Below are 23,139 nucleotides of genomic sequence, written 5' to 3'. Positions count from 1 at the left end.
TCACATCACCCCCCCGCGGTCGACGGTGAACTTCGAGATGGCGACGGCCATCAGGAAGTTCAACAGCGCGTACACCAGAGCGATGTCGAGGAAGTACGGCACGTCCAACGCGGCCGACAATAGCGCGAGGATGACGACGGTGTTCGTCCCGATGACGTTCACCGCCAGCACGCGGTCCTGCATCGTCGGTCCCCGAACCGCTCGATACAGCACCACGATGACGAGGACGACGAACACCGCGGCGGCGCCGAGAAGGATGTCGTTGACCATCAGTCCTCCTCACCTCCGTCCTCGGTGACGGTGTCGAGTATTTGGCAGTCGCCGCGCTCCCGCGGCGTCGAGATGCCGGCGGCGGCCCGGCCGTAGAAGACGAACCGGACCGCTCGTTCGAGCGACCCGTCGAACAGTCCCTCTCGGGCGGCCGGGATGAGCGAGTGGACCATGAAGTCCTGTCCGCGCACTCGGACGGTGAGCGTTCCCGGCGTGAGCGTGATGCTGTTTGCCAGCGTCGTCACCGGCATCCCGCCCCAGACGGCCGAGCGAACCTCGACCGTCCGCGGTTCGATTGGCATCGACGGGTGTAAGACGACGTACGCCACGAGGAGGTTCGAGACGACGATTTCGTAGACGAGATACGGGACGAAGATGGCGAGCCGAACGAGCCGTTTGGCGATGACGCCGAGGCGCATCCGGTCGCTGAAGGCGATGCGGTGCAACAGGGCGGCGACGACCGTCGCCGAAATGACGCCGGTAACGAGGTCGAACCCCGAGAGCGTGAATCCGCTGAGGAGTTGATAGAACAGAAACGAGACGCCGAACAGTGTGGCGAACTGAAGCAGACCGCCACGCCGGACGAGTTGGCCGCGGCGGGTGGGTCGGTCGACCGGTGCCTCCTCGACTGTCAGTCCCGCCTCGACGAGTGCGACCTCCATCGGGCGCAACAGCGGGACGTTGCCGCCGGGGCTGTACTCCGGGTCGATGACGACGCGCTCGACGCCGTGGCTTCGGGCGTAATCTGTGAGAACGCGGGCGTAATCGTCGGGACCGAAGAGATACTCGTCGGCGCCGACGACGGCCGTCTCGATTCGGAGCTCGGCCGCTTCGTCGCCGGCGTCTTCCTCCGCCCAGACGGTCGCCCGTTCGAGCAGTTCCTCGAGTTCGGCTTTTCCGTCGGCACTCACGTCGCCGATGGCGCTGGATGCCAGCGGTGCGACGAAGTGTATCTCGCCCGAGGCCGCGAGCGCTTCGCGGACCGCGTAGGCGACGGTGTTCCGCAGCGTGACGGATTCGCCGACCGGAACGAGAATCGCCTCGTCGGCGGGTTGGTCTGGTGGCTCCTCAGGCACGGCTAGTCACTATGTTGGGTGTTCTGGTAGCCACACCAAAACGGTTGTTCTTCCGGTCGGCGGGTTCGGACCTCCCTGGCGGTCGGAATCAGTCAAGCAAGCCTTAAAACGGCGCGTCACGGAAGCCATTCCATGACAGACGCGGCGTTCGTTCCGGGCCACGTGACCGCCTTTTTCAGTGCCCACCCGGACGACGACCCGACGAAAGCCGGCTCCCGCGGGGCGGGCGTCACCCTCGCCGACGGCGTAACCGTCCGACTCGAAGCCGGTGATGGGCTCGAACTCAACGGCGAGGAACTCGAAATCGAAGCCGTCGACCGGGTGTTGGGTGCCCTCCGGGCCAACGCCCGCGTCGTCGCCGAAACCGACCTCCCGCTCGGTTCGGGATTCGGGGTCTCCGGCGCGCTCGCACTCGGCACCGCGCTCGTCGCCAACCGTGTGTTCGACCGCCAACTGTCGGAGAACGAACTCGTCACCATCGCCCACGGTGCGGAGGTACAGGCCGGGACGGGACTCGGCGACGTGGTTGGACAGGCCCGCGGCGGGTTCCCGGTTCGACTGGAACCGGGCGCGCCGGCCCACGGCGCGATGGACGGCATCCCCGACCGCCGGCAAATCGAGTACGTCACCTTCGGTGAACTGTCGACCGAGGACGTTCTCGGCGGTGACACCGAAGAACTGTCCGCGGCGGGCAAGCAGGCGCTGTCGCAACTCGTCGCCGAACCGACGCTGGAGACGATGATGGCCGCCTCGCGGCGCTTCGCACGCGAGGCGGACCTCCTGACCCCTCGACTCGAGGAGGCGATTCGCGACGTTTCGGAGGCCGGCGGCGACGCCTCGATGGCGATGCTCGGCGAGACGGTGTTCGCACTCGATACTGGTCTTTCGGATGCGGGCTACGACGCCGAGCGGTGTGAGGTGTGTCTCCCCGGTGCGCACGTTCGGTAAAACGGGGCGTCGGCGGCCGCGTTTCGCCCCCTGACAGCCGTCCGAGGGTGGCGGACGGCCCGACGCTTTTGATGCTACCGCCCGTCGGTACTCTCATGCGAGAGGGCGACTCGTGAAACGGGTTCCGTTCACTCGACTACAGGAAGCCGTCTTCCACATCGAGCGAGCCTACACGCCGTTGAACATACAGGCCGAAGCCACGACGACGGCGAGAATCGACGGCGAACGGCTCGCGACGGCCGCCAGACGGGCCTGCGAAGCTTACCCGGTAGTAAAGGGTTGCCGCCGCCGGGACGACAGCGGTCCGACGGACTACACTTGGGTGATTCCCGACGATTCAGCCGACGTTCCCGTCGAAATCGTCCCAGCGGACGACGCCGACCTCGGTGAACTCCGGCGGCGATTCTACGGCCAGCGGTTCGACCTCGAAACGGAACTTCCCCTCCGACTGCTCGTGGTTCGTGGCGGTGGCATCGACGGCGGCGACCGACTCTGTGTCTGTGCCAGCCACGTCTCGATGGACGGTGTCGGCGCACTCCGGGTGCTGTACGCGCTGCTCGTCGCGTATCGCGGTGACGACCCGACACCGCACCCCGTAGAGGAGTCCCCCCGAGAGATGATACGAACGATTCGGCCCACCGAACCGAGGCGCCGCCTTCGGTCGATGGGTGCGGCCGCACGACGACTCAGCTATCTCATCGACCCACCCGAGAGACTCTCGTCGGGGGATTCGGGTCCCGTCGAGTGGCGATTCGCCCACCGACACGTCGATGCCGGCTTGACCGGTCGGCTTATCGACGGGGGACCGGGGGAAGCCACGGTCAACGACCTGCTCCTTGCGGCCCTGCATCTCACCATCGACCGATGGAACGCCTCCGCCCCCGACGGACCGGACAAAATCGGTCTCATGATGCCGGTGAACATCCGCCCCCAAGAGCGATTCTACGACGGCGTCGGACTGTACACCCTCTTCGACAGCGTCACCACCGACGCCTCGCATCGCCGGAACGTGGCGAGGGCCGTCTCGCGAGTGACCGAACAGACGCGTCACACCAAACGGAGTGACCGACCGCTGGGGTACCTCGAATGGTGGCATCTCGCCTCGGCGTCGCTGCCGCTTTCGGTCCGAAAGCGACTCCCGAGACTACTCGACGGTCCCGGCGAACGCCTGCTGGACACGGCGGTGCTGTCGAACCTCGGGCGGATTCCGGCCCTGCCGACGCTGCCCGACGGAACGTTCGAGCAGTTGTGGTTTACGCCACCGTGTTGGCCGCCGACGCCGGTCAGTATCGGCGCCGCAACCGTCGGGGACCGACTCCACCTCGGGTTCCGGTATATCCGCTCGGGGTTCGACGCCGCGGCCGCCGAGTCGTTCGCGGACCGCTTCTGTGAGCGATTGGCCGCGACGGTGCGAGACACCACCCGTGACGACAGAAGACATTTGTAATCGGGTCCGAAACGAACGCGGATGTCGCTTCAGGCTTCCGCCGAACGGTTTCGACCGTTTTCGGTTCCCGTTTCGCTGTTCGCCCTCGTCGTGGCAACGCTGCTGTTCGTCCCGCCGCTGGTGTTGGGTGAGGTAACGTTCAGAACGTATGCGCTGACGACGGCCGTGTTCATCCTCGCCGCTTCGTCGGTGTCTCCCTACGCCGTCGTCGTCGCCGTCGGGACGCTGCCGTTGTTGTATCTGGGTTTCGGGACCTTCGCCTCGCCGGCGACGCTCCCGGCCGAAGACGACTCGCCTTCGATGGCAGCGGCCATCCGACACGTCGTCGCGGGCATCGCCTACGTCCTCGCGGCGGCCGCCGTCGGTGCCGTCGGTCTCGGCGCCGACTTCGCGGTGTCGAGCGATTCCTCGCCGTCTCTCATGCCGTCGCTGCTAATCGTCGGCGGAGTCGTCGTCGCGAGCGTCTTCGTCGGACTGCAACTGTGGCGCTACGATGGCGAAGGTGCCTTCGAGTGGCGAACGGTCGCAACGACGGTATTCCTCGGTGTCCTCCTCGCGCTGTCGCCGTCCGTCGCGCTCTGGGTGTTCGGCGGCGTGTAGTTCCGAGCGACGCCGAGCGGGAGCCTTTTATCGGCCCGTCGCCCACCCATTCCCATGACCGGTCCGGAGATACCGGAGTCACACCCCCGATACGAGTCGCTTTTGACGCGACACCGTATCGAGGAGGGGGTCGACCTCGGCATCACGTCCAGACAGGGACTCATCGCACAGGGTCGCGGCGAGGCCTTCGACTATCTCCTCGGCGAGGAGACGATTCCCAGTGCCGACGAGGCTGAACGCGTCGCGGCCGCGTACCTCCTCCGTGCCGAGAACGCCGTCCTCTCTATCAACGGCAACGTCGCGGCGTTGGCGCCCGGCGAGATGGTCGAACTCGCCGAAGCGACGGGTGCGGCTCTGGAAGTGAACCTGTTCAACCGCACCGAAGAGCGAATGGAGCGCATTGCCGAGCACCTTCGGGAACACGGCGCCGAGGAAGTACTCGGACTGACGGCCGACGGCCGGATTCCGGGGTTAGACCACGAACGAGCGAAAGTCGACGCCGACGGCATCGGCAGCGCCGACGTGGTCCTCGTTCCACTGGAAGACGGCGACCGCGCCGAGGCGCTCGCGGAGATGGGCAAGACCGAACTCGTCGTCGACCTCAACCCGATGTCGCGGTCGGCCCAGTCGGCGACGGTTCCCATCATCGACAATCTCATCCGCGCCGTGCCGAACATCACCGCCCACGCTCGTGACCTCGCGGATGCGAGCGAGGGCGAACTTGACGCTATCATCGAAGACTTCGACAGCGAGGCGGCACTCGAAGCGGCGGAACGACGGATTCGAGCGGCCGAGGAGTAGCCGACGACCGTCACCGTGCGTCCGAAGCCGAACGAGAGACGTTCTACCCAGCAAATCGACACGTGTCGTGCGTGCGTCTGACGTAGTGTTTTGTGTCAGGAGACTCTAGACGTTTCTATGGCTAGCCTCACGGAGGTCTACGAGGGAGGCAACGGGGCCGGCCTCCGGCGGCTGTACGCCGGTGTCGCGCTGTTCGGGGTCGGCGCGGTCCTACTCGTTGCTGGTATCGTCATCGCAGCCACCGGCGTCGGCAGCCGTTTCGGGTTCGATATGTTCGAAGCTCGGCGGGTCGCCGGCATCCTCGGCGGCCTCGGGCTGCCGGCGGTGCTGCTCGGAACGATGACCGTCCTGCCGCGGTCCTCGCGGAAGGTTCGCGTCGCGGCCTTCGCCGGGGCGGCCGTCAGCGCCGCCGGCGTCGTCCTGTTCAACGGCGCCTACCCCGTCGATTGGGTCGGCGGCTCCGGGGACACGTCGATGACGCTCGTCGTCGCCGCGGTGTACTTCTTCGGGACGCTCGTCACCTCGTGGTGTCTGTTCGCCGCCGTCGCGAACTTCAAGGCGCGCAACGACCCCGGCGGCACCGTCAAACTCGAAATCACGAAAGAGGGCGAGACGAAAGTCGTCGAGGTGTCCAACGACCGCTTGAAAGGGACGCTCGGCGGCATCGGCCTGCTCGGTGGCACGCCCGACGGCAACGTCGAAACCCAGACGAACCACGCCTCGGAGTCCGGCGGCAGCACGGCCCACGACGACGGCGCGACGGTGAATCACGCGAACAAAACCACCTCACAGTCGCGAAACGACGGCTTCGGTGGGGCGAGTGCCGGCGTGACCGACGGCGGGTCAACGACGACCGACTCCGTCGGGACACCCCCGTCGACCGACGACGCCGAGTTCCTCGACGACGAATCCTCGGCACCCGTCGGCGACACCTACTGCGGCAACTGCAAGCACTTCCGGTACGTCCGCACCGACGACGGCATGGTACCGTACTGCGGCCTCCACAGCGAGCAGATGGACGACATGGACGCCTGCGAGCAGTGGACGCCGAACACGAACAGCTAATCCAGCGTCTCGTTCATCCGTTTCCAGTGGCTCCCCTTCCAGAACAGTTGCCCACAGTCCCGACATCGCCAGCAGTCGGTTTCTTCGGGGTCAGGGGCGTACTCCGGTGTCGTCTCGTCGTCTTCGACCGCGAGGAGCGGGCCGTTACATCGTCCGCACCGTGTCGGCGTCTCGGCGACGGCCAACTCGACGCCCGCCTCGCGTAACTCGGCCAGTTGGTCCTCCACGTCGCGTTTCGTGAGGAGTATCGAGGACTCGGCCTGCCCGGCCAGTGACACGTCGCGGGTGAGAAGCGTCCTGTTTTCCTCGGCCGCGATATCGAGGATGCGGTCGTCGGCCTCGACGCCGCGGTCGCCGGCGTAGGCGGCGTCGTAGCCACACAACCGCAGGTAGACGGCGAGCTTTCCGAGCATCACGTCGAGCAACAGCCGGTCCGTTTCGGGTCGAAACGCCGACTCCTGTCCGGTCACAGCCCCAGGAACTCCCGAACGCCGTCGACGTCTCGGGTGTTGAGTACGTCGTCGGCTTCGGCCCACCCGCGCCGGGCCGTGTGTACGCCGTAACGAATCGAATCGTAGGCGCCGGGACGGTGGGCGTCGGTGTCGATAGCGATGGTCGCGCCGGCCTCGATTGCGACTTTCACGTTACTGGAGCGGAGGTCGAGACGGTGTGGGTCGGCGTTGAGTTCGAGGGCGGTCCCGCTGTCGGCGGCGGCCTCCGCCACCCGCTCGATATCGAGGTCGAGTCCCGGCCGCTGGTTCAACAACCGACCCGTGGGGTGTCCGATGATGTCGACCTCGGGGTGTTCGATGGCGGTGACGATACGGTCGGTGCCGTCGCCGTCGAGGCCGCTGTGGGGGGAAGCGACGACACAGTCCAACTCGGCGAGTACGCCTTCGCCGACGGAGACGCCGCCGTCGGCGTCGATATTGGCCTCGACGCCGGCGAAGACGTCGATGTCGACTGTGTCGTCGACGGCTCGAATCTCCTCGATTTGGTCCCGCAGTTCCTCGTCGGTCAGGCCGACACCGCCGACCATCCCCGGCCCGGTGGCGTGGTCGGCGACGGAGATGTAGTCGTGACCGAAGTCGGCGGCGGCGTCGGCCATCGCCTCGATGGTCGTCTCGCCGTCGGAGTGCTCCGTGTGGAGGTGGAGGTCGCCACGAACGTCGTCAGTCGTGAGGAGGTCGGGCAACCCACCCGACGCAGCGGCGTCGACCTCGCCGCGGTTCTCTCGCAACTCGGGAGCCATCCACGCCATGTCGAGAGCGTCGTAGACACCCTCTTCGGTTTCGCTGGCGACGCGTTCGCCGACGCGTTGTCCGGCATCGGGGTCGTCGACCTCGCTGATGTCGAAGACGCCGTACTCGTTGACTTTCAGCCCCATCTCGATGGCGCGGTTCCGGACGGCGACGTTGTGGTCCTTGCTGCCGGTGAAATACTGGAGTGCGGCGCCGAACTCCTCGTCGACGACGACGCGCAAATCGACTCGCATGCCGTTCTTTCGGACCGAGGCCTTGCTCGTGCCGGCCTCGATGACCGTGCCGGCTTCCTCCCAGGATTCGAACGCCTCGATGACCGCGTCGGCGTCGTCCGACCCGACGAGCACGTCGATGTCGCCAATGGTGGGCCGCCAGCGCCGCAGCGACCCCGCCACGTCGACGCGGTCGACGGCATCGAGGCTCTCGAAGAACGCCAACACCCGGTCGGCGACGGGACGGGCCTCTCCCAGCAGACTCCGCGCTCTGGACTCCCGAGCGAAGGGAATCGCCTCGAGGATGTTCTCCTCGGTCTTGGCGCCGAACCCTTTCACTTCGCGTATCTCGCCGGCTTCGGCGGCGGCTTCGAGGTCCTCTAGGGTCTCCACGTCGAGGGCGTCGTACAGCGCCTTGACGGTCTTGGGGCCGACGCCCTCGACGGCGGTGAGTGCGTCCATCTCCACGGGGAGCCCTTCTCGGAGTTCCTCTAACTCCTCGATTTCGCCGGTATCGAGGTACTCGACGATTTTCGAGGCGATGGCGTCGCCTACGTCTTCGATTTCCTTGATGGCTTCCTCGCCGCCTTCCTCGCGGAGCGTCTCGACGGCGACGGTGTGGCCACGGACGCTGTCGGCGGCCCGGCGGTAGCTGTTCGGCTTGTAGTCGACGTCGCGGGCTTCGAGGTGGTCGGCGAACTCCTCTAACAGCGCCGCGATTTCGGCGTTCCTGCTCATGGCTGTGGTTATCGCACCGCCGGTCCGTCGTCGTCGCGCCCCAGCGCCTGCTTCAGGAAGTCCATCCAGCGTTTCGTGTCGGCGGCTTCCTGCCGTTTCGCCTCGGCTTCGACGCTTCCCGCGTTGAGGTTCTCTAGGGCCTCCAGTGCCCGGTCGATGCCGATGATGGCGTCGGCCAACTCCTCGCCCGCCTCGAAACTGATTTCGCCCTCCTCGATTCGCTCCTTCCGTTCGAGGCGTTCCCGTCGGAGGTTCCGCTTTGCCTGCTCGACGCGGTCGCGCTCGCCGGGCGGCACCGAATCGAGGCGCTTGATTTCGAAGACGAACGACTGCAGTTCGACCTCCTCGCCCTGCACGTCGATGTGCTCGGGGATGTCGACCCCGAGCGTCGCGCTCTCGCGGCCGATGCGTTCGAGGAGCTGTTTCCGCTCGTACTCCTGCACGTCTCGACGTGGGGGTTGGAGGGGCAAATAACAATCGCTGACGCCGAACGTGCTCGGCTCACACGACACGAGCTCGGACTCTCCAAAGTATCGACGGGTACACAAGCGACGAGTGCCGACCGGCGGTATGAGCGAACTCAGCGTCGAACCGGTCGAGTCGGTCGACGAAGCCGAACTGCCGGTTGGTGTCGACGCCCCGGAGTACGTCCTCTACGGCGGGAAAGGCGGCGTCGGCAAGACGACGTGTGCGGCGGCGACGGGGCTGGCGAGTGCCCGCGACGGGACGTCGACGCTGGTGGTATCGACGGACCCCGCCCACTCGCTTTCGGACACGCTGAACACCGAGATTGGCTCGGAGCCGACACGAATCAAAGACGACATACCGCTGTACGCGGTCGAAATCGACCCCGAAGCGGCTTCTGAGGGACCGTTCGTCACCGACGAGGAGGACCAAGCGGAGGCGGCGTTCGACGCTGGCGGTGCCGGCGGCACGGACGGCGCGATGGGCGGCCTCGGTGGTCTCGAAGGGATGCTCGGCGGTGGCGACCACCCACTTGCCGGCGGTGCGATGCCGGGGGCCGACGAGGCGGCGGCGATGCAACTACTCCTCGAATATCTCGATGACCCGCGATTCGACCGGGTCGTCGTCGACACGGCGCCGACGGGACACACCCTGCGGCTGCTCGAACTCCCCGACGTGATGGACTCGATGGTCGGCCGACTGCTCTCCTTCCGGGAGAAACTGTCGGGGATGGCGGGCAGCCTCGGCGGACTGTTCGGCGGCGGGAGCGACGAGGACATGGAAGAGGGCGTCGACGATTTGCGGGAGTTGTCGTCGAAAATCGAGCGGCTCCGGACTGCGCTTCGAGACCCCTCTCGAACCGATTTCCGGGTCGTGATGGTGCCCGAGGAGATGAGCGTCGTCGAAAGCGAACGGCTCATCGACCGTCTAGAGGGGTTCGGGATTCCCGTCGGCACCGTCGTCGTCAACCGCGTGAGCGAGGATTTGACCGACGTTGCGGGCTTCGACGAGGAGTGGTTCGTCGCACCGGACACGGAAGGCTGTGAGTTCTGTCGGCGGCGCTGGGAGGTCCAACGGTCGGCACTAAAGCGGGCACAGGAACTGTTCCGCGGACGGGACGTAAAACGGGTGCCACTGTTCGCCGAGGCGGTGCAGGGCGAGGCGATGCTGGGCGTCGTCGGGTCGTGTCTCGATTAATCGAGGCGAAACGCCGTCAGGAGGACGGCGATGCCGATGACGGCGCCGAGGCCGGCGAGAACGAGTTGTCCGTCGGCGACGGCCCGCACCGCCTGTCCGATCAGGAAGAAACCGACCACGAGGCCGCCGACTGTCAGGAGCGTTCCTCGGTCCATAGTCGGGGCTCGAAGCGGACGGACAAAGCAGCGTCGCTACGCGATTCGAGTGATACCGACGCCGAGAAACAGCACCAACGCCCCGATGACGCCCTGTAGCGTGGCGTTGACGATGTCACCGTGGAGGGCGTTCCGCACCGCGAGGGCGACGAACGCGAGGGCGACGACGACGTGCATTCCGATGACGGCGACGTAGCGGGGTTCCACGCGTATCTCAACTCCGGCCACCGGCAAAACTATGTCGGCCAGCAGGAATTACCACAACTCGAAGGTCGTTTACGTTCGTCCCGGTCGCACCGCATCGGAGTAGCGCCCCGCCGTTGTCGAGGTAGCCGTAACTGTCGTTGTTCACGAGCACATCGTGTACGGCCCTTTGGTCGGTGACTGTCGAAGCGTCGACCACCGCGCCTGCGGCGTCGGTGCTGCCGTCGCCGCCGTCGGTGTCGATTGCTGCAAGTACGGCGTCCGGCGGGAGGTCGACGGCCCCAGCGAGTGCGAACTCACAGTTCGGGCCGCCGTCACCGTCACCGCTGACGGTGACCGTCGTCTCGCCACCCGACAGCAGCACGGCGGGCGCCTCGAGTGGGTCCCCCGAGTCGACGACTTCGGCGGCGACGGCGGCGTGGAACCGCCCCGCTTCGCTGGCCTCTCCCTCGATTCGCGTCGAGAGGACACAGGTCTCGTAGTCGGCCTCGCGAGCAACGTCTCGCGCGGCGTCGATGGCGTCTCGCCCCGAGACGACGATGTGGTTGTTCACATCGAAATCGGTCGCTTTCGTCGGCGTTGCATCCGCGAGCCACGAGCGAACGTCGCCCCCGACGCCGTATCGCTCCAGCACCCCGAGGGCGGCCTCGGGGTCGGTTTTGGTTGTGACTGTCGGGCCGCTGGCGATGACCGCCGGGTCGTCACCCACTACGTCGCTGACCAGTACGCCGACGACGGTGGCCGGGGTGGCAGCGGCCGCGAGACCGCCGCCCTTGATTTGCGAACAGGCGCGCCGGACCGTGTTTATTTCGTCGATGGATGCGCCGGCGTCGAGTAATCCGTCCGTGACTGTCCGCAGGTTCTCGACGGTGAGTCCCTCGGCGGGGGCACACAGCAACGCGCTTCCGCCGCCGGCTATCGCCGCGAGCACGAGTGTCCGCTCGGTGGCGTCTGCCGCACGTTCCAAGACGGCAGAGGCACCCGCGATGCTTCCCTCACCCGGCGTCGGGTGTTCGCCCTCCAGGACGGTCACGCGGTCGGGGTCGGCGGCCCGCTCGTTCGTGACGACGACGCCGTCGGTCAGTTTCTCGCCCAAGAGCGCCTCCAGTGAGGCCGCGAGGTGGTCGCTTCCTTTCCCTCCACCGAGAACGAGAACCTCGTCGTACGCCGAGAGGTCGTACGTGGCATCGCGGATGGTGAGCGTCTCGCCGTCCAGTCGGCAGTGTCGCTCGACGGCGCGGGCCGGAAGCGACGCCTCGATGCCGGCCGTCAGGCAGTCGACAGCGAGTTCGTGGGCCGGCGAGTCGGTCGGCGGGTCGGCGAACGTCACGACGTGTACTTTCGAATCGCCTCGAAGACGCGGTCGCTGATGCGGTCTGGGAGGTAGCTGGCGTAAATCAGCAGTTGGGCGACGCGGCCGACCACGTAACGCGGTTCGGGGTCCGGGGTCACCGACGCCTCGACGATGGCTTCGGCGACTTCGGCGGGGTGGACGGCGATGGGGCTGTCGGCGCCGAACAGCGAGGCGTCCTCTTGGAACTCATAGAGGTCGGCGTAGGCTTCCGTGCGGTCGAGACGACCGAGTTCATCGTCGACGCGCTCGCGGAAACCCGTCTTCACGGGACCGGGCTGGACGACGCTCACGTCGATGCCGAACGGCTCGACTTCGAGTCGGAGGGAGTCGCTGTACCCCTCCATGGCGTGTTTCGACGCCGAGTACGGGCCCATCCCCGGCGTCGCCAGTCGGCCGGCGACCGAGGAGACGTTGACGATGGTGCCCTCCTCCCGCTCGCGCATGTGCGGCAGCACTTCGCGGACGAGTCGGTGCGGCCCGAAGACGTTCACTTTGAACTGTTTCGCAAAGAGGTCGTCGTCGATGTCTTCGATTGGGCCGTGTTGGCCGTAGCCCGCGTTGTTGACCAGCGAGTCGATGCGACCCTCCTCCTCGATGATGCGGTCGACGACGCGCTCGCAGTCCTCGGGGTCGGTCACGTCGATGGTGCCGATGTCACAACCCGCCTCGCCCAACTTCTGGATGTCGGCGGGATTCCGTGCGGTCGCGTACACCTGCCACTCCTCGTCTAAGAACGCGTAGGCCGTCGCTCGACCGATGCCGGACGAACAGCCGGTGATGAGAACCGTCCGATTGCTCATACGGTCCGCTCGGCGGGGCGGTAGTTAGTCGTTGATATACTGGCGAAGGGTGTCACAGGCCGCTCGGGGACCGAAACGCCCAACCGCTCGCTCGCGGAATCACGAGATAGTGCCCGACTACGATGCGGTCCTCTTCGACAGCGACGGCGTGTTGGTCGAACCGCCGGGCGCCGAAACCCAGACGGCGGCTATCCGGCGAGCCTTCCAGTCGGTCGGCGTCGACGACCCCGACCAGGGACACGTCCAAGCCCTCACGAGCGGCGTCACCAGCGAGACTCTTGACGACATCGGTGCGACCTACGAAATCGACCCGGTCGCCCTCTGGGAAGCCCGCGAACACCACGACGAGCAGTCGCAGTTCGAGGCGTTCAGAGCCGGCGACCGCGACCGCTACGACGACACCGCCGCAGTCTCCGATATTCCCCTCCCGCGTGGCGTCGTGAGCAACAACCACCACAGCACCATCGAGTTCGTACTGGAGTTCTTCGAATTCGACGACGACTTCGACACCTACTACGGCCGCGAGAAAACCGTCGAGAGTCTCGGTCTGAAGAAGCCGAACACCCACTACGTGGAGCGCGCTCTCGATGACTTGGGTGGTGGGTCGGCGCTGTACGTCGGCGACAGCGAAAACGACGTGCTCGCGGCCCACCGCGCCGGTCTCGATTCGGTGTTTCTGCGGCGTCAACACTGTCGGAGCGTCGACCTCTCGGTGGACCCGACGTACGAACTCGAAACGCTGCACGGCCTCGCGGCGTTGCTCGACGAGTAGCCCTCAGACCGTCTCCTTCAGTTCGTCGGCGTAGGCGTCGGCCAGTCGCGTCGGTTTCGGGAGTTTGTACGCGCCGCCGCAGGCGGCCACGCAGTCGACGGCTGTCTTCGCCGACAGCCGATGCCCCGAGGAGACGTACAGCGGATTGATGTTCGTGGAGTCGGGGTACTGCCGGCTCTGGTAGGCGTAGCCGACCGTCTCGCCGGCCGGCGTGTCCGGCATCGAGTCGTCGGCTTCGATTGCGACGCGGGCGCCCTCGGGCAGCGAGTCGACGGCCTGTCGCGGTTCGCCACACAGGAGGTTCTTCGCGACGCCGACTGCTGGCGTGTCGAACAGCACGCCGACGTGGGTGGCGATGCCGGCCTCTCGGAAGTGGATGCGACCGCTTCCGTCGAGGACCAACAGGTCCGGGTCGGCATCGAGGGTCTCCAGCGCCGCGACGATGGGGTCGCCCTCCCGAAACGCGAGCAGGCCCGGAATGTAGGGAATCGACAGCGGCGTGACGGCGCTGGCCCGTTCCACCACTTCGTCGCCGCGCAGGACGACCACCGCCGAGACGGCGCGGTCGTCGAGGAACGCCTGGTCGACGCCGGCGACGAGAGCCTCACCGGAGGCGATATCATCGGGGTCGAAGTCGATGTCGTCCTCGAAGACGGCCGCCTCGGCGATGTCTCGCTGGAGGGTTTCCATCGCCTCGCGGGACAGCGAGGGGTCGGGGAGGTACCGCTCTTCGACGACGTTCATCGGAGGCCGCCGCCACCGCGACCGGGGCCGATGTTCAACTGTCCCGGACCGCGTCCGACCTTGTGTTTGATGCGGTTGCCGTACCACAGGCCGATGACGAGTCCGGTGAGGTGTGCGAAGTGGGCGACGCCGCTGAGCGGGCCGCCGTCGGCGACGAAGAAGACGACCGACCCGATGGCGTACAGGAACGCGAGCGTCCGCATCGAGACAGGGATGAAGAAGAACAGCAGCACCTTCAGGTCCGGCGAGGTCATCGCAAGGACGCCCAGAAGCGCCATCAGCGCGCCGGAGGCACCGAGGACGGCGACCTGCTCGCTGGTGAGCAGCCCGACGCCGACCTGTCCGAGTCCGGCGGCCATCCCGCTGACGAGAAACAGGACGGTGAACTTCTTCGAGCCGATTTGTCGCTCGACGATGGGGCCGAAGAAGTACAGCACGATGCCGTTGAACAGCAGGTGCGTCGGTCCGCCGTGGGAGAACACCGAGATGACCCACGTCCAGACGTACTCGGGGTGTTCGGTGGTGAGGGTGAATATCTGTCCCCACGTCGTATCGCCGGGCCGGACTCCCGGTGGCGGCAGTTCGACCCCGAACAGCGGTGCGAGGAGGTACTGCACCGCGAAGACGACGACGGTGAGCGCGAGGAACAGATACGAGACGTTGTTCCGGAAGTAGCCCAACGGCCCGCCAGCACCGGTGTCGAGGCCGATTTTTTCGAGCGCGCTCGAGGCCGTCCCGCCGCTGTCGTTCACCGAGTCGTCGAACCCGCTGTCGAAGACGCCCTGCGGGTCGTTCCAACTCTCCAAACTGGGGCAGTTGTGGTTCTCCGGGAGCCTGTGTTCGCTACAGTAGGTCCCGCCACAGTGCCGGCAGTTGTACGGCATGTTTACGTGTTTGCCGCACACGTCACAGTTCGCCATTACCCGGGTTAGCCGGTCGGCGGGCAAAGTCGTTTGGATGTTGCCCATTCGACACGGCCGCCCCTGTGAGGGTTTATATGCCGGGACGGGACCAGACGGCGTGGACGCCGTCGCGCCGAGCGACCGCGGATTCCGGCGGTCCGTGAGTCCGAGTAGCCCGCGAGGGCCGCGTTAGAAGTACTCCGCCAGCCGTCGGGCCGCCTCTTCCGCCCGAGGCGTCACGAGCGCAAAGCGGAGCCACTCCGCGCGTGACTCGCCGAAGGCGTCGCCCGGCATCCCCGCGACGCCCGCCTCGTCGATGAGTCGCTCGACGTTCGACAGCGTGCCCGGATAGCCGTCGAAGCGCGCCATCACGTAGAAACTCCCACGCGGGCGGGTGTACTCGGCACCGGCTTCCTCTAAGGCGGCACAGAAGGCGTCGATGCGCTCTTCGAGCATTCGTCTGTTCCGCTCGTAGTACTCCGCCGGCGTCTCCCGGAGCGCCTTCAACACCGCGTACTGGGCGGGCCGAGAGCCAGCGACGTTGACGAGCATGTGTCGAGTCCGAACCGCGTCCATCAGCCACTCGGGGAAGACGGCGTAGCCGACGCGGAAGCCCGTAATCGCCATCGACTTCGAGAAGGCGTTGGTGACGACGCTGTTCTCCGAATCGAACTCCAAGACGGAGGCGAAACGCCCCTCGTCGTAGACGAAGTGGTCGTACACCTCGTCGGAGACGAGCAGGGCGTCGCACTCCTCGGCGATGTCGACCAGTTCGCGTTTCGTCTCCCGGCCGTACACGCCGCCGGTGGGGTTGTTCGGTGAGTTGACGACGATGGCGGCGGTGTCGTCGCTCGCCACCGTCCGAACCGCCTCGGGGTCGAGCGTCCCGTCGGAGTCGGCGGCGACGTACCGCGGCATCCCGTCGAGCATCTCGGTTCGCTTGTGGTAGTAGGGGTAGACGGGGTCGGCCAACAGTACCTCGTCGCCGTCCAGTGCCTCCAGTGCGGTCGCCATCGCGAGGTAGTTCGCTTCGCCGGCGCCGTTCGTGATGACGACGCGCTCGACATCGACACCACGCCGCGCCGCGATTTCCTCGCGCAGTTCGGTGAGACCCTCGCTTGGCGGGTACTGGAAGTCGTCGACCGGCGCGTCGGCGTACTCCCGGAGGCCCTCCCGAAGCGCCTCGGGGGCCTCCCAGTCGGGGTTGCCGGACACCATGTCGACGACGTCGCGGTCCGCTTCGGCCGCGTACTCCATGAGATGGAAGAACAGCGGCCGCTCGTAGTCGTCCATACCCCTGCTGTGGACGGCGGCTACGTCGGTTTGTCGCTTTCCACCGGCCGTTTCAAGTCCGCTCGCCGCGAGGAGTCGGGTATGGCAATCGAGGAACGCATCGGCGAGGTTCTCCGGGAGCGCGGCGAGTACGTCGCTGCCGCCGAATCCTGCACCGGCGGCCTTATCGGGTCGCTGCTGACCGATGTCCCGGGTTCGAGCGACTACTTCGACCGCTCGGTCGTCACCTACACCTACGACGCGAAACTGGAGGAGTTGGGCGTCCCCCGGGAGATACTCGACAGCGAGGGTGCGGTCAGCGAACCGGTCGCCGAACAGATGGCCCGCGGCGTCCGCGACGGGGCGGGCGTGACGTGGGGCGTCGCAACCACCGGCATCGCCGGGCCGAGCGGCGGCACCGACGAAAAGCCCGTCGGGACGGTGTACATCGGCGTCGCCCACGCTGGCGAGTGGGGCAGTGGCGAGTCGTGGTGCTCCGTCGAGCGATACGTCTTCGACGGTACGCGGACGGAAATCAAGCGACAAATCGCGGAACGGGCGCTGGAGGATTTGGCCGACGCCGCTGTCGGCGAGTAGGTTTTTGGTAGCCGAGAGAGACCTCTCCGTCGATGGACAAAGAAGGACACGTCCTGAACGCGATTGCACTCGGCATCGGTCTCGGCTTCATCCTCGAACCGTCCGGAACGCTGGAGACCCTACGGGCGGTCGTCGCCGTCACCATCCCGCTGTCGCTCGGAGCGCTGTTTCCCGACGTTGACACGGCGTTCGGCAAGCATCGCAAGACGCTCCACAACCTCCCGGTGTTGTTCCTGTTTCTCGCGTTCCCGGTGGTGTTCGACAACCTACAGTACGTCTGGGTCGGGGTTCTCACCCACTATGTCCTCGATATCGTCGGCAGCAAGCGCGGTATCGCGCTGTTCTACCCGCTTTTGAGCGACGAGTACGGCTTCCCAACCGGCGTCACCACCTCCAGTAAGTTCGCCAACATCGTCACGCTCGTGATTACGGGGCTGGAACTCGTCGTGGCTGCCGCCGTCATCCACGTCCTTCCGCAGTACATCGACCTGCCGACGGCCGCCGAAATCACGAACGCGGTACTCTAATAGACGCTGACGTCGTCGAAGCGGCCTTCGTAGGCGATATGGTCCGGGTGGGTCGGTTCCGTCCCGGAGAGGAACAGTCGGTCGATTTTCTCCCAGGTGTTCTCGTAGAACAGATGGAGGAACTCGGCACCACACCGGAGTCGGTGCTCGATGCCGTCTCGGTGGAACACCTTCCGCGGCGCATCCTCCCGAAACGCTTCGGTGAGTTCCGCGACGGTGTCGAATCGTTCCTCGAAGGCCGTCCACACCTCGCCGATGGTCCCCGGGAGATGGGCGTACGACGACCCGAACGGTGGCAAGTCGAACTCCCGCTGTAACTCCCGTGCGCGTTCGTTGTGGTGCTGCCAGTGTTTCGGGTTGTACAGTTCGATACCGTGGAGTCGGTCGGCGTGGGCGCGAAGGTCGTGGGCCTCCATACTCACCGTCGCGAACTCGGGGTGGGGGGCGAGGACGGCCGCGTCCTGTCGGTCGAACTCGGCCAGCGCGCCTTCGAGACTGATGAAATCCGGAACCGGCTCGGAGAGTCCGACCGCGAGGACGTGCTTTCGATTCCGCCAGTCGCCGGTAAACACCTCGCGTGCGGGAACGACGAGCAGTTCGTCGTCGGTGAACCGCTCGGCGCGTGCCTCGATGTCGGGGAGTCGCTTGAAGTGTGGCGCGTACACGATGGCGTCGAGACCCCGTCGTTTCGCGCGCTCGGCGACCTGCTCGTCGAGCACCTTCACGTGGGCGTCGACGCGGAACTCGTCCATACGCCGGCTATCGACGCGGTGCCGTTAGCGGTTCCGATTCGGCGCGAACGCTTTTAGGCCACCGTGCCGAGTCCCAGCCTATGTGGGAGAGTGACATCGCTGGCTGTGGGTTCGAAGACGAGGCCGTAGAGGAGTTGCTCGTCCATCAGCACTTTCGAGGTGGAGCCCCCAACCTCAAGGAGCGAACGGAGTGAGCGAGTAGGTCGGGGAGGAAACCGACATGGTACGACACAACCGCCACACTATGACCGTTCGACCCCCAAGTCTATAAGTACCGTCGGGTGTTCTCTGAAAACATGGGTGTGCGTCGAACCGCCGTCGTGAAAATCGCCGTTTCCGACGAGCAACGCGACGCACTCCACCGAACCGCCGAGCAATACCTGTACTGCGCGAACCGAACCGCCGACTACTGTTGGTCCGACACCTCCTATACCGAGTGTAAGACCAACAAACGAGAGGTCCGTGACGCGCTCTACTCCGAACTTCGAGAGGAGACAGACCTACAGGCCCAACTTGTCCAAGCCGCTATCAAACGCGCTGTCGAAGCTGTCAAAGCGTGTGTCGAACGGTGGAAAAAGGGACAGCGCGTCTCTCAACCGACGTTCACCGCCGAAACGATGGACTACGACACGCGGAGCGCGACCTTCTACCGGAACAAGGTGTCGCTGGCAACTGTTGAGGGCCGAGTCGAACCGTCGTTCGTTCTCCCGGCAGACAGTCCGACGCCCTACGAGCGGTACGTACTCTCCGAGAACTACGAGTTCCGCGAGAGTACGCTTCGGTACGACGTGGCCACTGACGAGTTCTACCTCAATCTTTCGACGCGGCGAACAGACGGTGACGATGAGGTTTCGGAAGACACCGGGCACCCCGACCAAACGGTCCTCGGTATCGACCTCGGCGTCAATAGCCTCGCTGTGTCCTCAACCGGCACGTTTTGGCAGGGGGACGACTACGACCACTGGTGTCGTGAGTTCGAGAAGCGACGTGGCGAGATGCAACGGCGCGGCACGCAGGCCGCACACAAGGCCCTGCTTCGCCTCGGGAAGCGTGAAGAAGCCTGGCGCAAACAATACATCCACACGGTCGCCAACGAACTCGTCGAGGAAGCCCTCACTCACGACTGCGACGTGATTGCGTTCGAGGATTTAACCGACATTCGAGAGCGGCTTCCACACGCAAAGTGGCACCACGTCTGGGCGTTCCGACGCCTGCTTGAGTACGTCTCCTACAAAGCCCCTGAACAGGAGGTCTCCGTGGAACAGGTCGAGCCGAACCACACATCCCAACGCTGTTCTCGAACGGACTGTGGGTTCACACACGAGAATAACCGCCACGGAGAACACTTTGAGTGCCAGAAGTGTGGGTATGAGGTGAACGCGGACTACAACGGTGCGAAAAATATCGGGCTACGGTACGCTCGAAAGCAGACACACAGACTCCGTTCCTCGCCCAAGCCGGGGAGCGGAGACGCAGAAGTAGACCTGCGTATAAATGGTGGGACGTTGAACGGCGAGAATCACCAGCCGATTGCTGGCGATTGATTGCTGGGAGTCCACATCAAAACCCCACCCTCAAGGACCGAGGCGCGGAGCGCCGAGGGAGTAGGGTGGGGTAGTTTACCGCTCTTCGCTGTCGAGAACGCGAATCTGGTCGCCGCGGACCGTGACCGGAATCGGAACCGTCGCCTCGTACAGTTCGACGGTGACCTGGTCTTTCCCCTCGTCGATGCGTTGGACCTGAGCTTTCTCGCCTTTGAACGGGCCGGCGATGAGTTCGACGATGTCGCCTTCCGCGATGCCTTCGACATCCGGCTTCGGGCTCAGGAAGTGTTCGACCTCGGTAATCGAGGATTCGCCGGGGACCAGATTGCGGGCGTGAGGAATGTCTTCGAGTGCTCGCTCGATGGCGGCCGGTCCGTCGGCTTCGACCATCACGTAGCTGGTCAGCGAGTCCGGCGCGAGGGCGGCGTGGATATCGGGCTCCTCGCGGCTGATAATCATGTCAGCGACCGTCCGCTCCTGGCTCGCGGTGGTCTTGACTGCGTAAACCGACGACATCAGGGCCCTCCGGGGACGAACGTCATAATCGCGAAGATGGCGAAGCCGATGAAGCCCACGAGCAGGATGCCGATGCCGGCGATGGTGGACACCTTCGAGAACTCGTCCCACGACGGCGTGCTCGCGAGTTTGAGCACCCGAACGTACGACGAGAGGTCTTTCGGCGTGTTCATGTCCTCCCGTTCCTGCTCAGGGGTTTTCTACCTGTTGGTTGTCGCTACTCGACGTAGTCGATGTCGTCGCCGCCCTCCGCCATCGCGCGCTCGGCTTCGGCCTCGCTCTTGCCGTAAATCTGGGGGCTTTCGACACCCGTCACGACGATCATCGTCTCCATCTTGCCGTCGAACTCGGGATTGACGGAGGCGCCCCAGATGATGCGTGCGTCGGGGTCGATGCGGTCGTAAATCTCCTCGACGACGCCCTCGGCCTCCTCGATGGACATGTCGGGACCACCGACGACGTTGACGAGTGCGCTGTTGGCGCCGTCGAACTCCACGTCGAGCAGCGGCGACCGGAGCGCCGACCGGATGGAGTCTTGGGCTTTGTTCTCCGAATCGCTCTCGCCCAGTCCAATCATGGCGACGCCGCCGTTCTCCATGATGGTCTTCACGTCGGCGAAGTCGACGTTGACGAGTCCGGGCTTGGTGATGAGCTCGGTCATGCCCTTGACGCTGCGCATCAGGACGCGGTCACAGATTTTGAAGGCGTCCTGCAACGGCATGTTCGGCGCGTAATCGAGCAGTCGGTCGTTCGGGATGACGATGACGGTGTCCGCGACGGCACGGAGCCGTTCGAGACCGGCATCGGCGTTGGCTCGCCGCCGTTCGCCCTCGGCGGTGAACGGAATCGTCACGATGGCGATGGTGAGCGCGCCCTTCTCTTGGGCGGCCTGTGCGACGACCGGTGCGGAACCGGTGCCGGTGCCACCGCCGAGGCCGGCGGTGATGAACACCATATCCGAACCGTCGATGGACTTCGTGATGTCCTCGATGTCCTCTTGGGCGGCCTCTTCGCCGATTTTCGGGACGCTACCGGCGCCGCGACCGCCTGTTCGCTGGCGGCCGATGAGGATTTTCTCGTCGGCTTCGACCTCGGTCGCGAGGTGTTGGGCGTCGGTGTTGGCGGCGACCAGTTTTGCGCCGTGGATGCCGGCCTCGGACATCCGGGTGACGGTGTTGCCGCCGGCGCCGCCGCAGCCGACGACGGTAATCTTCGTTTCGAGGTCCTTGACGACGCTCGCCAGTTCCTCGTCGGTCATCGTTCCCGACCCTTTCACGTCGGCGTCGGTCTCGGCTCCGGTCCCGTTGGAACCGGCCGACGCCGGCTCCCCAGCCGGCGCCTCCCCATCCTCTTCGGCTTCGCCGATAGCGTCCTCGATAATCGAGTCCATTATGCCTGCCGCTGTTGCGCACGCGGATAAAGTATCTTTCCCCGATGTCTGACGCCCGTCGCACGAAATCGACCGATGTTCGGCCTCATGACTCGGTTCAGCCGATAAACCAGTAGCGACGATATAAAACCGGTCGGGTCAGAACTCGAAGCGCTGCTCTCGCGCGCGCCGAACGTCGGCCGGTTCGACCGTCTCGCCGTCGGCTTCGACGCTTTCGCCCGACGAGAGCCGTCCGAACGCCGGCCCTTCCTCGATACCGGCGTCCCGGGCGAGTTTGGGGTCGAACACCGCCCGCGCGGCGAACACCTCGCCGTCGCGTACCTCGACGGTGTCGTACTTCGATTCGAGGACGGCCGCGAGGGACTCGACGATGTTTCGGTAACTGCCGGTTTCGGGCAACGCCACCGGGCCGCCGACGAGTGAGGCCCCCTCCAGCGTCTCGTAGGCGAGTGCGCGCTCGGAGACGGCCTCCAGAACGGCCTCGCGGTCGACGCCGTTGGCCTCCTCGAGCAGTTCTTCGGGGAGTTCCTCGAGGACGTACTCGCCGTCGTAATCGATGGCGGGGGAACCGAACCGGAGGCCATCGTCGATGGCGGTGAGGTCACGCTCCAGTTCTTCGACGAGTTCGAGGGGAACGCCTGTCGTCTCCCGGAGCCACGTCTCTGACACCGAAAGGAATCCGAGGTCGTCGATGACAGCTTCCAACTCGGGGTGGTCACCGTCGAGGAGCGCGAACTCGGTGCCGCTGGCCCGGAACGCCTTCGCGATGACCGCCTTCGCTTCGCCGGGGTCACCCATGTCGTCGAGCGACCAGTCGGCGGCGATGTGACCGACCGCCCAGTCGGTTTCGGTCAGTATCCGGTCGAACCGGGGTGCGTAGTGGCCGCCGCCGAACCCGACGACGGTTCGTTCGGTTGCGGGGTCGACGCCCCGGAGGTCGAGGATGGCTTCGGCGACGGCCTCGGCGCCGGCCGGGTCGGCCCACTCGTCTTCACCGCTACCCAACTCCACGAACAGTGACGGACAGCCGACGAGACTCGGGCCGTGGTGGGTGCACTCGATACCCACATCGTAGCCCTCGGGGGCGTACTCCGCGAACGACTCACGGACGTGTTTGAGCGCGTTCGGCGCGGCTCGGGCGAGCGAGCCTTCTCCCCCGCCGTACTCGGCGGGGCCGAAGTTACCGGTCGCGTGTGCGGTCAGCAGCGGCCCGGTGTCCCCGGAGTGTCGCGAGGCGAAGACGAGCATGTCGGGGTCGTCGAACGCCGCCGCAGCGCCGTCGAGGTACAGATGGAGGTCCTCGAACGTGCGGAGTTCGGCGCCGTCGGTGCGGTAGTAGGTCCCGCCACCTTTCCCCTCGGAACGGCTTTCGTCTTCGTGTTCGGTCCACTCCTCGCGGTCCAGCAATCGTTCACCGATGTGTTCGGAAGCGCTGTCGGCCCGGGAGACGACGACTGCGAGCATGGGCGGGCTTGGTGACGACCCGGATAAAGGCCGTCGGTGTACTCGATGGGAGGGCCTAAGACCGT

At 65.7% G+C, this 23,139-nt stretch carries 27 protein-coding genes; 10 read left to right on the top strand and 17 right to left on the bottom strand.

The window, feature by feature from the left end; genetic code table 11:
* On the bottom strand, positions 1 to 270 hold the full coding sequence (locus NMP98_RS09005; protein WP_254861171.1) for a cation:proton antiporter: 270 nt from the start codon (positions 268 to 270) through the stop codon (positions 1 to 3).
* Complete coding sequence (locus NMP98_RS09000) at positions 270 to 1,346, bottom strand: monovalent cation/H+ antiporter subunit E (protein ID WP_254861170.1); 1,077 nt, start codon at positions 1,344 to 1,346, stop codon at positions 270 to 272. The genes NMP98_RS09005 and NMP98_RS09000 overlap by 1 nt, the downstream gene beginning before the upstream one ends.
* A 132-nt stretch (positions 1,347 to 1,478) precedes the next feature.
* On the opposite strand from NMP98_RS09000, the gene NMP98_RS08995 reads away from it, so the two are divergent.
* The 5 genes from NMP98_RS08995 to NMP98_RS08975 all read left to right on the top strand — a co-directional run bounded on the left by NMP98_RS08995 (position 1,479) and on the right by NMP98_RS08975 (position 6,207).
* Entirely contained in the window at positions 1,479 to 2,294 is an 816-nt protein-coding gene (locus NMP98_RS08995) for a pantoate kinase (protein WP_254861169.1), read from the top strand.
* A 112-nt stretch (positions 2,295 to 2,406) separates the two neighbouring features.
* The gene (locus NMP98_RS08990) at positions 2,407 to 3,741 is read left to right on the top strand and encodes a hypothetical protein (RefSeq protein WP_254861168.1); all 1,335 of its coding nucleotides are present in this window, start codon (positions 2,407 to 2,409) and stop codon (positions 3,739 to 3,741) included.
* A gap of 21 nt (positions 3,742 to 3,762) precedes the next feature.
* Positions 3,763 to 4,341 (top strand): hypothetical protein, encoded by a 579-nt coding sequence (locus tag NMP98_RS08985; protein ID WP_254861167.1) that lies wholly within the window; start codon positions 3,763 to 3,765, stop codon positions 4,339 to 4,341.
* Positions 4,342 to 4,395: 54 nt separating this feature from the next.
* A complete protein-coding gene (locus NMP98_RS08980) occupies positions 4,396 to 5,142 on the top strand; it encodes a 4-phosphopantoate--beta-alanine ligase (protein ID WP_254861166.1) in 747 nt (248 codons plus the stop codon).
* A 117-nt stretch (positions 5,143 to 5,259) separates the two neighbouring features.
* Positions 5,260 to 6,207, top strand: a complete 948-nt coding sequence (locus NMP98_RS08975) for a cell division protein CdpA domain-containing protein (protein WP_254861165.1) — start codon at positions 5,260 to 5,262, stop codon at positions 6,205 to 6,207.
* Here NMP98_RS08975 and NMP98_RS08970 read toward each other — a convergent pair.
* From NMP98_RS08970 to NMP98_RS08960, 3 genes are read right to left on the bottom strand one after another with little or no spacing between them, the layout of a single operon-like run.
* On the bottom strand, positions 6,204 to 6,677 hold the full coding sequence (locus tag NMP98_RS08970; RefSeq protein WP_268105573.1) for a Mut7-C RNAse domain-containing protein: 474 nt from the start codon (positions 6,675 to 6,677) through the stop codon (positions 6,204 to 6,206). The genes NMP98_RS08975 and NMP98_RS08970 overlap by 4 nt on opposite strands.
* Positions 6,674 to 8,419: a DNA polymerase/3'-5' exonuclease PolX gene (gene polX / locus NMP98_RS08965; protein ID WP_254861164.1), complete on the bottom strand. Its 1,746-nt coding sequence runs from the start codon at positions 8,417 to 8,419 to the stop codon at positions 6,674 to 6,676. The genes NMP98_RS08970 and polX overlap by 4 nt, the downstream gene beginning before the upstream one ends.
* 8 nt (positions 8,420 to 8,427) lie before the next feature.
* Positions 8,428 to 8,862, bottom strand: coding sequence for a DUF5788 family protein (locus NMP98_RS08960; RefSeq protein WP_254861163.1), 435 nt, complete (start codon positions 8,860 to 8,862; stop codon positions 8,428 to 8,430).
* A gap of 112 nt (positions 8,863 to 8,974) precedes the next feature.
* On the opposite strand from NMP98_RS08960, the gene NMP98_RS08955 reads away from it, so the two are divergent.
* Positions 8,975 to 10,081 carry an ArsA family ATPase gene (locus NMP98_RS08955; protein WP_411911630.1) on the top strand — a complete coding sequence of 369 codons (1,107 nt, stop codon included), beginning with the start codon at positions 8,975 to 8,977 and terminating at the stop codon, positions 10,079 to 10,081.
* Here NMP98_RS08955 and NMP98_RS08950 read toward each other — a convergent pair.
* The 4 genes from NMP98_RS08950 to NMP98_RS08935 are packed head-to-tail and all read right to left on the bottom strand — an operon-like array spanning position 10,078 to position 12,594.
* Positions 10,078 to 10,236 (bottom strand): hypothetical protein, encoded by a 159-nt coding sequence (locus NMP98_RS08950; protein WP_254861161.1) that lies wholly within the window; start codon positions 10,234 to 10,236, stop codon positions 10,078 to 10,080. The genes NMP98_RS08955 and NMP98_RS08950 overlap by 4 nt on opposite strands.
* 36 nt (positions 10,237 to 10,272) lie before the next feature.
* Positions 10,273 to 10,443, bottom strand: a complete 171-nt coding sequence (locus NMP98_RS08945; RefSeq protein ID WP_254861160.1) for a hypothetical protein — start codon at positions 10,441 to 10,443, stop codon at positions 10,273 to 10,275.
* A 7-nt stretch (positions 10,444 to 10,450) separates the two neighbouring features.
* Positions 10,451 to 11,770 carry a glycerate kinase type-2 family protein gene (locus tag NMP98_RS08940; protein ID WP_254861159.1) on the bottom strand — a complete coding sequence of 440 codons (1,320 nt, stop codon included), beginning with the start codon at positions 11,768 to 11,770 and terminating at the stop codon, positions 10,451 to 10,453.
* Entirely contained in the window at positions 11,767 to 12,594 is an 828-nt protein-coding gene (locus NMP98_RS08935) for an SDR family oxidoreductase (protein WP_254861158.1), read from the bottom strand. The genes NMP98_RS08940 and NMP98_RS08935 overlap by 4 nt, the downstream gene beginning before the upstream one ends.
* Positions 12,595 to 12,703: 109 nt before the next feature.
* Here NMP98_RS08935 and NMP98_RS08930 point away from each other — a divergent pair, with 109 nt between their 5' ends.
* Positions 12,704 to 13,366, top strand: a complete 663-nt coding sequence (locus tag NMP98_RS08930; RefSeq protein ID WP_254861157.1) for an HAD family hydrolase — start codon at positions 12,704 to 12,706, stop codon at positions 13,364 to 13,366.
* A gap of 3 nt (positions 13,367 to 13,369) precedes the next feature.
* Here NMP98_RS08930 and NMP98_RS08925 read toward each other — a convergent pair whose 3' ends face one another.
* From NMP98_RS08925 to NMP98_RS08915, 3 genes are all read right to left on the bottom strand, one after another.
* Positions 13,370 to 14,110 (bottom strand): endonuclease V, encoded by a 741-nt coding sequence (locus NMP98_RS08925; protein ID WP_254861156.1) that lies wholly within the window; start codon positions 14,108 to 14,110, stop codon positions 13,370 to 13,372.
* Positions 14,107 to 15,030, bottom strand: a complete 924-nt coding sequence (locus NMP98_RS08920; RefSeq protein ID WP_254861155.1) for a rhomboid family intramembrane serine protease — start codon at positions 15,028 to 15,030, stop codon at positions 14,107 to 14,109. Before NMP98_RS08920 ends, NMP98_RS08925 begins: the two co-directional genes overlap by 4 nt.
* Before the next feature lie 171 nt (positions 15,031 to 15,201).
* Positions 15,202 to 16,305 carry a pyridoxal phosphate-dependent aminotransferase gene (locus NMP98_RS08915; protein ID WP_254861154.1) on the bottom strand — a complete coding sequence of 368 codons (1,104 nt, stop codon included), beginning with the start codon at positions 16,303 to 16,305 and terminating at the stop codon, positions 15,202 to 15,204.
* An 81-nt stretch (positions 16,306 to 16,386) separates the two neighbouring features.
* On the opposite strand from NMP98_RS08915, the gene NMP98_RS08910 reads away from it, so the two are divergent.
* Together NMP98_RS08910 and NMP98_RS08905 are read left to right on the top strand one after the other, a co-directional pair.
* On the top strand, positions 16,387 to 16,881 hold the full coding sequence (locus NMP98_RS08910) for a CinA family protein (RefSeq protein ID WP_254861153.1): 495 nt from the start codon (positions 16,387 to 16,389) through the stop codon (positions 16,879 to 16,881).
* Positions 16,882 to 16,913: 32 nt separating this feature from the next.
* Entirely contained in the window at positions 16,914 to 17,408 is a 495-nt protein-coding gene (locus NMP98_RS08905; protein WP_254861152.1) for a metal-dependent hydrolase, read from the top strand.
* Here the strand turns inward: NMP98_RS08905 and NMP98_RS08900 are convergent.
* A complete protein-coding gene (locus NMP98_RS08900) occupies positions 17,405 to 18,160 on the bottom strand; it encodes a PHP-associated domain-containing protein (protein WP_254861151.1) in 756 nt (251 codons plus the stop codon). The two genes, NMP98_RS08905 and NMP98_RS08900, sit on opposite strands and share 4 nt — an antisense overlap.
* A gap of 296 nt (positions 18,161 to 18,456) precedes the next feature.
* Between NMP98_RS08900 and NMP98_RS08895 the strand changes: the two genes are divergently transcribed.
* Positions 18,457 to 19,704: an RNA-guided endonuclease InsQ/TnpB family protein gene (locus NMP98_RS08895; RefSeq protein WP_156708733.1), complete on the top strand. Its 1,248-nt coding sequence runs from the start codon at positions 18,457 to 18,459 to the stop codon at positions 19,702 to 19,704.
* 75 nt (positions 19,705 to 19,779) lie between these two features.
* On the opposite strand, the gene NMP98_RS08890 is transcribed toward NMP98_RS08895, so the two are convergent.
* The 4 genes from NMP98_RS08890 to NMP98_RS08875 form a co-directional block, all read right to left on the bottom strand.
* Positions 19,780 to 20,220 carry a transcription elongation factor Spt5 gene (locus NMP98_RS08890; RefSeq protein ID WP_197424917.1) on the bottom strand — a complete coding sequence of 147 codons (441 nt, stop codon included), beginning with the start codon at positions 20,218 to 20,220 and terminating at the stop codon, positions 19,780 to 19,782.
* Complete coding sequence (locus tag NMP98_RS08885; RefSeq protein ID WP_178916336.1) at positions 20,220 to 20,393, bottom strand: protein translocase SEC61 complex subunit gamma; 174 nt, start codon at positions 20,391 to 20,393, stop codon at positions 20,220 to 20,222. The genes NMP98_RS08890 and NMP98_RS08885 overlap by 1 nt, the downstream gene beginning before the upstream one ends.
* 44 nt (positions 20,394 to 20,437) lie before the next feature.
* Entirely contained in the window at positions 20,438 to 21,610 is a 1,173-nt protein-coding gene (gene ftsZ / locus NMP98_RS08880; protein ID WP_156708731.1) for a cell division protein FtsZ, read from the bottom strand.
* Positions 21,611 to 21,748: 138 nt separating this feature from the next.
* On the bottom strand, positions 21,749 to 23,074 hold the full coding sequence (locus NMP98_RS08875) for a D-aminoacyl-tRNA deacylase (protein WP_254861150.1): 1,326 nt from the start codon (positions 23,072 to 23,074) through the stop codon (positions 21,749 to 21,751).
* Between the last annotated feature and the right edge of the window lie 65 nt (positions 23,075 to 23,139).

It is taken from the genome of Natronomonas gomsonensis (genome assembly GCF_024300825.1).
Taxonomy (GTDB): Archaea; Halobacteriota; Halobacteria; order Halobacteriales; family Haloarculaceae; genus Natronomonas; species Natronomonas gomsonensis.
The sequence above is the reverse complement of the archived record's forward strand: the minus strand, read 5'-3'. Positions and strand labels throughout refer to the sequence as shown.